At 72.0% G+C, this 10,285-nt stretch carries 9 protein-coding genes and 1 pseudogene; 5 read left to right on the top strand and 5 right to left on the bottom strand.

From position 1 onward, the window contains the following. Nucleotides 1–278: pseudogene (locus IE312_RS39765) on the top strand (hypothetical protein); the annotation flags it as partial. A 16-nt stretch (nt 279–294) separates the two neighbouring features. Here IE312_RS39765 and IE312_RS12925 read toward each other — a convergent pair. From IE312_RS12925 to IE312_RS12915, 3 genes are read right to left on the bottom strand one after another with little or no spacing between them, the layout of a single operon-like run. Beyond that, entirely contained in the window at nt 295–801 is a 507-nt protein-coding gene (locus tag IE312_RS12925; RefSeq protein WP_189981293.1) for a hypothetical protein, read from the bottom strand. 36 nt (nt 802–837) lie between these two features. After that, nucleotides 838–2,079 carry a putative T7SS-secreted protein gene (locus tag IE312_RS12920; RefSeq protein ID WP_189981292.1) on the bottom strand — a complete coding sequence of 414 codons (1,242 nt, stop codon included), beginning with the start codon at nt 2,077–2,079 and terminating at the stop codon, nt 838–840. 19 nt (nt 2,080–2,098) lie between these two features. Beyond that, nucleotides 2,099–2,410, bottom strand: a complete 312-nt coding sequence (locus IE312_RS12915) for a hypothetical protein (RefSeq protein ID WP_189981291.1) — start codon at nt 2,408–2,410, stop codon at nt 2,099–2,101. A 295-nt stretch (nt 2,411–2,705) separates the two neighbouring features. Here IE312_RS12915 and IE312_RS12910 point away from each other — a divergent pair, with 295 nt between their 5' ends. Beyond that, on the top strand, nt 2,706–3,059 hold the full coding sequence (locus IE312_RS12910; protein WP_189981289.1) for a DUF4333 domain-containing protein: 354 nt from the start codon (nt 2,706–2,708) through the stop codon (nt 3,057–3,059). Nucleotides 3,060–3,306: 247 nt separating this feature from the next. On the opposite strand, the gene mycP is transcribed toward IE312_RS12910, so the two are convergent. Both mycP and eccB read right to left on the bottom strand, forming a co-directional pair. Next, nucleotides 3,307–4,584 (bottom strand): type VII secretion-associated serine protease mycosin, encoded by a 1,278-nt coding sequence (gene mycP / locus IE312_RS12905; RefSeq protein ID WP_189981287.1) that lies wholly within the window; start codon nt 4,582–4,584, stop codon nt 3,307–3,309. 22 nt (nt 4,585–4,606) lie between these two features. Next, nucleotides 4,607–6,130, bottom strand: coding sequence for a type VII secretion protein EccB (gene eccB, locus IE312_RS12900; protein ID WP_189981285.1), 1,524 nt, complete (start codon nt 6,128–6,130; stop codon nt 4,607–4,609). A 206-nt stretch (nt 6,131–6,336) separates the two neighbouring features. On the opposite strand from eccB, the gene eccE reads away from it, so the two are divergent. The 3 genes from eccE to IE312_RS39760 all read left to right on the top strand — a co-directional run. After that, complete coding sequence (eccE, locus tag IE312_RS12895; RefSeq protein ID WP_189981283.1) at nt 6,337–7,698, top strand: type VII secretion protein EccE; 1,362 nt, start codon at nt 6,337–6,339, stop codon at nt 7,696–7,698. Continuing rightward, nucleotides 7,698–8,447, top strand: a complete 750-nt coding sequence (locus IE312_RS12890) for a hypothetical protein (RefSeq protein WP_189981281.1) — start codon at nt 7,698–7,700, stop codon at nt 8,445–8,447. The genes eccE and IE312_RS12890 overlap by 1 nt, the downstream gene beginning before the upstream one ends. A 301-nt stretch (nt 8,448–8,748) precedes the next feature. Beyond that, on the top strand, nt 8,749–10,285 hold a 1,537-nt coding region (locus tag IE312_RS39760), incomplete at its 3' end, for an SCO5717 family growth-regulating ATPase (RefSeq protein ID WP_268254312.1).

Here is a 10,285-nt window from a genome sequence, read left to right as displayed (position 1 = left end):
GCGGCCGCGTGGTACAGCTCGGCGTGCCGGAGTTCGATGAGGCCTTCCGTGTGATCACGGACGACGAGGCATTCGCCCGGAGCGCTCTGACCGCCGAGGTGGCACCCTTCCTGTCGGCGCAGCCGCAGGCCGCGCAGGATGTCCCGATCCGGCTGGTGGGCGGCGAGCTGCTCACCTGGCGCCGGGGCCGGCTCAGCCCGCGGGACTTCGATGAGCGGCTCGGACACCTCTGCGACGTGTTGGAACGGATTCCGCCGCAGGTGTGGTCGACGGTCTGAGACGGCGGCGCGAGGGTCAGGAACGTTCGTCCGCCCGCACGGAGCGGACGAACTGCTTGAAGTCGTCCAGCACTTCTGCCAACTGTTCGGGCTTGGCGGTGAGGACCAGCTCGATCACGGCCCGCTGCGACGGACGGTCCACGTCCTCCAAGCCGAGGTAGACCTGGCTCTGCACCAGTTCGAGTGGTTCGCCGTGCAAAGTGGTGGCCAAACGCAGGTTCTGCACGACGCCCGGTGCATCGGTCAGCCCGGGGATGTCGGGAGTGCCCACCTCTTCCTGCTTGGTGACCTCCACAGCGCCCGCCTGCCCGAGTCGCCGGACCGACTCGTCGGCGATCTGCCGCATGGTGGCGCTGTCGTTGCGCATCCCGCCTGCAATGGTGATGTTCGCAGTGAACCCGTCGATGGAGGCGGGGTGGAGCGCGACGAACGCGGCATCCGGCGCGCCCACCTCGTCCGGCGGAGCCGATCGCCAGCCGTCCGGCAACGAGAACGAGATCTTGACCGGCAACGTGGCCGTCATCGTCAACCCACTTCCTTGCTGTGCCTCACGGCAAGCCTAGAACCACTCGCCGAGCGTGTGGTCGTACGCCGATCCTGCGGCGTCGCCGATCGCGTCCGCCGCGTCACCGACCGTGTCGACGACCTCGCCGGGATCGACGGTGACCTGAAAGCCCACTTTCCCGCCGACGCCGAGGCCGACACCGACTTCACCGCCGATGTGATACTTGCCGTCGTCGCCCTTGCCGAGGTCGACGCTGGCCGAGGCCCCTGCGCCGGCCCAGGCCTCGCCGGTCACACCGGCGCCGACACCGCCCACGTCCGCGGCGGCCGATCCTTCGGCCTTCGCACCCACGAACGCTTCGGCGCCGCCGTGCACTCCGTCCTTGCCGATGGTGGCCTTGGCTTCGGCGTTGGCCCCGGCCAAGGCGCTGCCCTGTGCCTGCACGCCGAGGAAGCCGTACTCGGCACTTCCGCCGACTTCGGCCTTCGCGAGGTACGCGCTGGCGGTCGTTTTCAGCTCCAGGTTCCCGTCGGTGATACCGGCGACCGCTGAGGCGTCATAGCCGAGCAAGGAGACACCGGCGTTGCCGGACAGCTTGACGCCGCCCACCGTGGTCTCGCCCTTGGCGTCAGCGGACCAGACGCTGGCACCACCACTGACCTCGGCGATCTTCACCGACCAGCTGACCTTCTTCGGCGCGTTCGGGTCTTCCGTGGTGGCGTTGGGGTCCTGGTGGCCCCATTGCCGCTTCCGCTTGTCGGCCGGGTTGTTGCCGTACTGCCACAACTCGTCCTCTTTGACGGTGGTTTCCCCGAGCCCCAGGTCCTTGGCGAGCTGCCGCGCCTGGGTGAGCCAACTCGGGCTGTCCTTGGCGCCGCCGGACAACTTCTCCAGCTTCGACGACAGCGTTCCGGCCTCGTGCTCCACCTGGGTGCGGGCGGTGTTGAGGACCTCCTGGGCTCCAGCATGGTCGCCCTTGTCCCATTTCTCTATCGCGTCAGCAGCCTGCCCCTGCGCCCAGTGCAGCACACTGGTGTACGACTTGATGGCACTGGCTGCTCCCGACATGTGGTCGGAGGCGACGTACCAGTTCCCCTTCTCGCCGTTCAGGCTCTTCCAGAACGCGTCACTGGCCTCCCCGTGCCAGCCGGGGACCTTCACATCCCGCAGATTGGACCCGACCTTGTCGAACTTGTCCGACCAGTGCTGCATGGTGTCTGCGAGCTCGGTCAGCGCGTGTACGTCACCGGGAATGAGCTCCTTGGGGTCCTTGGTCGACCCGAGTGCGGCTGCCACTGCTTTCCCCGCTCTTGCCTTACTTGCCGTGGTCCGTCTTGACGGAGTGAGCCGCGTCGCGAACCTGTCCGTCCGTGTCCGTCAAAGTGCCCGAAGCCGAGATGAGACCGGCCGCACGGTGGGCCGTGCTGCCGCTGAGGATCTGCGCGCCCGCCTGCCAAGTCGCACAGAAGGCCACGAACGAAGAGGATGCGGATGAACGCCCGAAGGAGGAGCTCCGCCCTGCGGACTCCTCCAGGTTGAAACCCTCGGTCGGACGCAGGGCTTCGACGATGTCTTTGGCGCCCTTTTTGAGAATGTGGGAATCCGCACCCAGATCAGGATCAGCCACGGCTGCCCTCCGTTTCATCAACTCCGGCCGAGGCCACGTTGGTTGTCGCTCCCAGTGATCGGCGCGCGAAGTCTAGCACCGACTTCTACGAGCATCAGAAATTTGGAGCCGTCGGATGGAATGACGTACGCCGGCGCCTAATCACCGTTGACATCGCTGCGATAATGCACCCGGTGAGGATGCGAAGCGGACCAAGTGAAAGTATTTGCATACCGGATGGAGAAATCATGGAGCTTCATGGCTGCCAGTATGCTTCGGACGTCCCCTCGCCCTGTTGACTTGGAATGGAGTCCTCATGACCACAGCCCGCCTGTCCGCAACAGCTAGCGTTCTTTCGGCAGTTGCCGTCGGCGTGCTGCTCGGTGGGTGTTCCGGGTCGGTCACCGTGGAGAAGTCGAAGCCGACGGTGTCCGCTGACAAACTGGCGGCCACGGTGTCCGAGAGGCTCGCCGCCCAGACGGGCCGGCCGAAGCCGCGTATCACCTGTCCGGAGGACCTCGCGGGCAAGGCCGGTACCACCACCCGGTGCACTCTTACCGCGGACGACGGCAGCACGCTGGGGGTGACGGTGACCGTCACCTCCGTGGACGGCAAGCAGGTCGACTTCGGCATCAAGGCCGACGACAAGGCGTCCCCGCCTGCGAACTGACACCCGTCCGCGACGTGCGGGCGGGCGGGCGGGCCGGAGACTCGGGAGGGCGGCGGTGCCCCATGGCGCCGCCGCCCTCACGTGTGCCCGGCCTGCCCGCGCGTCGGCTGGCTGCGGGCCGTCCGGGTGCTTGCGTCTGCAGGCCGTGCGCCTGCGTGTGGCTCCGGTTCGGCCGCGTTCGTGTGTCTCGGAAGCCGTTCTGTCCGGGGTCGTGCGCGTGGCTGCGGACCGGGGCGGGAGGTCCTCGTCAGGGCGTTCGGGGGGCGCCGTTGGTTCGTCCGCCGCGTCGGCGGCGGGCGTCGCGGGCCGCCACCGCCGTGCCGGCCAGGCCCGCGACCAGGACCAGGCCGCCCACCACGGTGTAGGTCGCCAGCCGGCTGTCGCGTTCCTCGGCCGTCTCGCCGAAGTGGAGCGGGGTGACCGACGGGGCCTCGCCCTTGGTCATGCCGTTCTCGGGCCGGGGGGACTGGAGGGGGTGGGCCGGGTCCACGTCCGTGAGGGCCTTCACGGGGTCCACGACGCCCCAGCCGACCAGCGCGTCATGCCCGGGGATGGAGCGTTCCGCGGTCTGTTCGATCTGGGCGGCGACCTCCTGGGCCGTCCACTTCGGGTACTTGGACTTCAACAGGGCGGCCACGCCCGCCACATAGGGCGCCGAGAAGCTCGTACCGTTGTCCGAGCAGTGGCCGTTGCCCGGGACCGTGGAGATCATGTCGACGCCGGGCGCGGCGATGTCCACGAATTCTCCCTTCTGGGAGAAGGCGGCGCGTTCGTTGTTGCGGTCGGAGGCCGCCACCGCGAGGACGCCCTCGTACGAGGCCGGGTACGTGGCCTTCTCGTTGCCGCCCAGGCCGTCGTTGCCGGCCGACGCCACGACCACGACCTTGCGGTCGAGGGCGTAGTCGACGGCGTCCTTCAGGGTCGAGTCCTTCGGGTCGAGCGGCTCGGAGGTGTCCTGGGAGATGTTGATGACGTCGGCGCCCGCGCGGACCGCGTACTTGATCGCGTCGACGAGGGTCTTCGCCGTGCCGTCGCCCTCGGCGTCGTTCTGCTTGATCGGGATGATCGTGGCGTCCGGGGCCAGGCCCACGAAGCCCGTGCCCTTCACCGGGCGGGCCGCGATGATGCCGGCCACGCGGGTGCCGTGGCCGACGGTGTCGGTGGTGCCCCATTTGTTGCCGCGGTCTATCTTCTCGCCCTTGCGGTTCTCGCCGGGCAGCAGGTTGCTGCCCTTCGACGCGTCCACGGCCTTGGCGAGCTGCGGGTTCTTGACGTCCACTCCGGTGTCGATCACGGCCACCTGGACGTTCTTGCCCGTGGACTGCGCCCACAGCTCGTCCAGGTTGACGCGCTGCAGCGCCCACGGCCGGCCCGCGTACGGCTTCGACGGGAACGTGCACTGGCCGTCGTCCGCCCGGGCCGGGGCGGCGGGCAGGGCGAACACGGTGGTCGTCGCGGTGAGGGCCACGGCGGCGGCCACTACGGCCGTACGCGTTCCGGGCCCCGGCGTCCTTGCCTCGAGCATGATGCGTTCTCCTCCCCGGCCGCTACGAGCCCTGCGGCTGCCGCGCCGCCGCCTCCGACAGGCGCGGCCCCGTCGGCAGGAAGGTGGACCACTCCAGCGGGACGGGCGCGGGTGTCAGCTTCTCGTAGCCGAGGCGGGTCTGGGCGATCCTGGCCTCGGCCGGCTCCTGCTTGCGCTTCTTGGCGGAGGTGCCGATGCCCTTGTCCTTGGTGGCGCTGTCGCTGTTGGACTGCAGGGCGTAGCGCAGGCCCGTGTCGGTGACCAGGAAGACGCCGCCGGCCTTGGTCTCCGTGCCCTGGAACTGGCGGTAGAGCTGGCCGGAGCCGGGGGTGACGTAGGCGCTGGAGGAGCCCGTGGGGAGCTGGGCGGGGAAGTCCTTGCCGACCCAGGTGGACAGGGTGGTCCTGCCCTGGCCGCCGACGGACCGCAGGACGTTGCAGAGCGTGTTGCGGCCGCTGGTGGCACTGGAGCCGTCGTTCACCGTCCGGGGCTTGTACGCCGGCCAGTCCTTGTCCTCGTCGAAGGACGTGCTGTCGGCGACGGCGCCGGGGCTGACCTGCTGGGCCTCGCCGGCCTGGCCCACGTCGAGCAGCCGGCCGCTGTTGAGCAGGAGCGTGGCCGTGAACTCCGAGACGCGGGCGACCTTTCCGCGCAGGACGACGTAGTACCGCAGTACCTGGCCGTCGTACGCCTTGATGACCTCGCCGACCTTGTCGTACTGCGCGGGCATGATGCCGGCGCCGGCCTTGCTGCCGGGGATGCCGTCGATGTCCGGGATGGCGATCGGGTCGCCCGTGTGCAGGGTGGCGAGCCACTGCTGGGAGACGCGCTGCGGGGTGCGGCCGCGGGTGTCGAGGGCCTTGAGGAGTTCCTTGTCACCCGGATCGGCGATCCGGTAGGCGGTGCCGGTCGCGTCGACGACGTACTGCGTCTTGCCGTCCGGGGCGACGACGTACATCAGGTCGCCGTGCTCGAGCTTGTCGCGCCCTTCCGTCTTGGACCATTCCTTCTTCGCGAGGACGAACGCCGCCTTCTGGATGGCGCGGCCGCCGTCCCCGGGCCGCTCGCAGACCGCCCAGCGCTTGGCTGTCTCGGCCTCGTCCGGGGAGGGCAGGCGGTCGGGGGCGTAGGGGATGCCGATGGTGGCGCCGTGCGGGGGCTTGCCGCTGTCGAGGATCTTCTCGTCCACGGTGATGACGTCGGCCTTGTCGGGGTTCAGCAGCAGCTTGGCCGAGGCCATGTTGAGGACGGGGTGGAGCTGCGTCTGCTTGCCCGTCTTCAGGACGACGTACCGGGTGGTCGACTTGCTGGCGACGATGACGTGTTCCTCGGGTGTGTCCCAGCCCTTGGGAGCCGTGGGGCTGAACATGCCGATCGCGCCGAACACCGCGAGGATCACGACACCGACGACAAGACCGGGGACCAGTGCGCCGAGCGGCTTGGGGGCGCCCTCCTCCGAACCGGAGGGTGAGGGCTGCAGGAAGGACGCGAGCGTACGGCGCTTCGCGAAGGTGTAGGCGTTGAGTTCGTCCCGCCGTGATGCCATCTGTGTCCGCTCTCTCCCCGTTGCGGAGCCGTGGGGGACCTGTGAAGATCCGTCCCCCGCCCTCGGCTGCCTCTGGTGCCTCGACTGTCAGACCCGGCCCCTACTATGCCTGTTGCGTGGACGTGCTGGTGGCACGGGTAGGGTGCTCAGGGCTTGAAGGGACCGGAGCGCAAGGGTTTTCGGGACAGTTCGGGGGTTTTGAAGTGATGGCTTCCGCAACGCGGAGCCGGTCGCGATCGCAATCGGGGTCGCGATCGGATGACGCGCGCCGGCCGGGCGCCCGCGGCTCCTCTTCCCGGCGGGGCGGCGCCCAGCAGGCGTCCACGCCTTCCCAGGGCGCTTTCACGCCGCGGCCGGAGTCCCGTTCGGGGCGCGGCGGTTCGTTCGCGGTGCAGCGGCTGGTGCTGCTGGAGATCGCGGGCGCGCTCGTGCTGTGCGGGTGGCTGCTCGGCACGGTCGGGCTGATCGTGACCGCCCCCTTCGCCGTGGTCCTCCTGGTGCTCGCCGTCGTACGGCGCCGCGGACGGTCCCTGCCGGAATGGCTCGGCACCCTGCTGGCCATGCGGGCCCGCATACGGCGGGCCGCGGGCACACCGGTGCCGCCGGGCACCGACTCCGGTCTCGCACCCGCCGTGGAGTGCGACCCGGCCCTGCGCACGTTCAGTCACCACCGCGGCGACGACCGCGACCAGCGGCCCATCGGCATGGTGGGCGACGGCGGTTTCCTGACCGCGGTGCTCCAGGTGGAGTCGGACGTCGACGCGCTGCGCGCGGAGCGCGGCCGGCGACCGCTGCCCCTGGCGCTCGTCCGGGACGTCCTCGAAGTGGACGGCATCCGGCTGGAGTCGGCGCAGGTGGTGGTGCACACCCAGCCCGCGCCCGCGCTGCACCTGCCCCAGCAGTCGGTCGTGGTCAGCAACTACGCGCCACTGCAGGCCCAGACCGGCTCCCCCGCCGTCCGCATCACCTGGATCGCGCTGAAGCTCGACCCCGAGCTGTGCCCGGAGGCGGTGGCCGCGCGCGGCGGCGGGCTGCTGGGGGCGCAGAAGTGCCTGGCGCGCTCCGCCGAGCACCTGTCGAGCCGGCTGACCGGCGCCGGGTTCCGGGCGAACGTGCTCACCGAGGAGGAGTTGACGGCCGCGATCGCCACGAGCGCGTGCGCCAACCCGATGGTGACGGCCCAGGCCGGGCGCGGCGAAGCGCCGCAGCGCAGGACCGAGGAGTCCAGCCGCAGCTGGCGTTGCGACAACCGCCGGCACACCACCTACTGGGTGCGCCGCTGGCCCCAGCTCGGGGGTCCCGGCGGTTCGCTGGCCCAACTGGTGGCGCAGCTGACCGCGGTTCCCGCGCTGGCGACGACGTTCAGCCTGACGCTGGCCAAGGGCGCGCAGCAGGATGTGACGATCACCGGTCACGTGCGGATCACCGGTCGCAGCAAGCAGGAACTCACCGACGCGCGGCGCGATCTTGAGCGTGCGGCGCAGCAGGCGCGGACCGGGCTCGCACGCCTGGACCGGGAACAACTCCCCGGCGTCCTGGCCACCCTGCCGCTCGGAGGTGCCCGCTGATGTCCACGACGACGACACCCACCCCGGCCGCCCCGGGGCTCGGTGAGCGGCTGCGCACCGGCTTCGGCCTGCTGGGTCCCCGCCATCCGCGGCACGCGCTGCCCGTGGAGCAGGCGGACTCGCTGACCCTGCCCATCGGGGACGACGGTGTGGTGGTCGGCGTCAACAGCGAGGGCGCGCCCGCCGTGCTCGGCGTCAACCGCCCCACGCCGTACGACATGGTGCTCATCGGCGGCCTGTGGACCGCGCAGGTCATGGCGCTGCGGTCCGCCGCCACCGGGGCACGGGTCGCCGTGGAGACCGGCCGGCCGCAGGCGTGGATGCAGATGGTGCACGCCATGGGCGGCGGGCAGAACGGGCTGTCCGTGTACGACGTGGGGCGGGTGCCCCCGCAGGGTGCCTCCGCCGGTACGCCGGTGCTGGTGGTGCGGGACTGCGGGATGCGGCCGCCGCGCGGACGGGTGGTGTCCGGGCCCTGGCAGTCGGTGCTGACGCTGCTGCCGTATCTGAGCCCGGTCGCGCCCCGGCTGTTGCGGCAGGCGCGGCTCGCCGGTATCCAGCGGGTCTCGCCGGACGAGGCGGCCGAACTGGGGCGCACGATGGGGCTGTCGCGGACCGAGGTGGAATCGCTGCCGGCGCTGCCCGACGGTGTCACCCTGTGGTGCACCGACCGTGACCGCCAGTATGTGCTGACCCAACCCACCGACGCCGAGATCGGATTGTTGGGCACGCCTCGCCGGATGGACTGAACTGCCCTTCCCCGTCCCTTTTGTTCACACCGTCACGGCGGCCGTGCGGGACGGGCGGGGCGTTTCCGGGCCCGCGGTGACCTGGTGGGCGGGCGCGGAGAGGCGGACGGGCCTGCCGAGGTGCGGCTCTTGGTGATTAGGCTGGGAGCGGGCGCGATGGCAGGACCCGTGAGCCGGGCGTCGGTGTCCCCGGGGGAGGGCCGGTGCATCGGACCGCCCGCACGACTACGGACGACTCGGTACGACACGACATGGTCGCCCCGGCACGGCATGAGGGTGCTCGACCACACCAGGAGGAACTGTGAGCAGCGATCGGGACGGGATGCGCGGGGGCTGGGACACACCCGGCGATGACCAGCCCGACGCGGAGGCCGTCGAGACCACCGGCGAGTTCACCATCGACTACGCTCCCCCCGCCTGGTACACGCAGAACGCGTCCGGTACGGCCGGCGGCTCGGGCGGTGCCGTGGGGGGCGGCGGTGCCGGCGGTTTCGCCGGGACCGCCGGCGAGCCGGCCGCTCCGGCCGCCCCGGCGGTGCCCTTTCCCGCGGGCTCGCCCGTTCCGGGTGTGACGCCGCCCCCGCCGGCCGCCCCGCCGGCGGGCACTCCGCCGCAGGGCACTCCGCCGCAGGGCACTCCGTACGGTCCGGCGCAGGGTGCGTCGTACGCGCCGCCGGCCGGTGAGCCGGTCGCGGTGCCGCGCCTGCCCGAGGGCTTCGAGCCCCAGCAGCCGCAGCAGGCGCAGCAGCCCCAGGCGACCCCGCAGGAGGCGGCGGCCGCCTCAGCCGGGGTCGAGCCGGAGACGGACAACGGGGATCTGGAGAGCGGGGCGACCATGCGGTTCTCCGCCGTCGCCCTGAAGCGCCAGATGGCCGAGATCGCCGAGCGCACGGCCGACGCCGGGACGCCGGCCCGGTCCGAGGACGGCGGTTCCGCGGACGGCGGGGCTGCGGCGGGCGACGAGAGCGCGGTGGATGCCTCGGCTGCCTCGGCCGCTGCGGAGGGCTCCGCCGGGGGCGCGGATGTGTCCGAGTCCGGCGGTGAAGCCGCCTCGCCGGAGGAGGCGGTGACAGGGGCCGACGGTTCCGTTGCCGACGGTTCCGCCGTGGACGGGGACGAGCACGAGCAGGCGTCGGCCGAGGGGTCGGAGCCCTCGGGTGCCGGCGACACCGCCGACGCCGGACAGGGCGGCACCGAGGAGGGCGGCGCCGACGCCGTACATCCCGAGGGGCCGGAGGACGCTGCCGCGGCCGTGCCGGTCCCCGGTGCGCCGGAGCCGGCGGACGCCGTGGCCCGTAGCAGTGCGCCGCAGGGCACGCCCGAGGACGGCGCCCCGGCCGGCACCGCCCCCGCCGACGCGGCCCAGCAGCCCAGCGGCCCGCAGTCCGCCCCCGCACAGCCCGGCGGCTACGGCTTCCCGCCGCCCGGCGCCCCGGAGTCCGGACCCGCCGCACCTCCCGCTGCCCCGGCCCCCCAGCCCGGCTGGACCCCGCCGCCCGCGCCGCAGCAGGGACTGCCCCCGCTGCCGCCGTCGTACCAGCCCGCCGCTCCGGCGCCCGCGGCTCAGTGGCCCGTACAGCCCGGGCCGCAGCCGGCCGCCCCGCAGCAGCCCGGGCCGTTGCCCGGTGAGCAGCCGCAGCCGCCGGCCGCCCAGGGCCCGGCCGGCGTGCCCGGCCAGCAGCCGCCGTTCCAGCCGCAGGCCCCGCAGCCCGCGCCCGCCGCGTGGCACCAGCCCCACCAGGCGCCGCACCAGCCCGGCCCAGCCGCCCACCGGCCCGGCGCACCCGTGCCGAGCCCGGCTCCCAACGCCCCCACCCCGCCGAGCGGTTACGGCTTCC

Origin of the sequence: Streptomyces capoamus (assembly GCF_014654935.1) — a bacterium.
GTDB classification, from domain to species: domain Bacteria; phylum Actinomycetota; class Actinomycetes; order Streptomycetales; family Streptomycetaceae; genus Streptomyces; species Streptomyces capoamus.
Note: the sequence above shows the minus strand (reverse complement) of the source record. Positions and strands in the feature narration are given on the sequence as shown.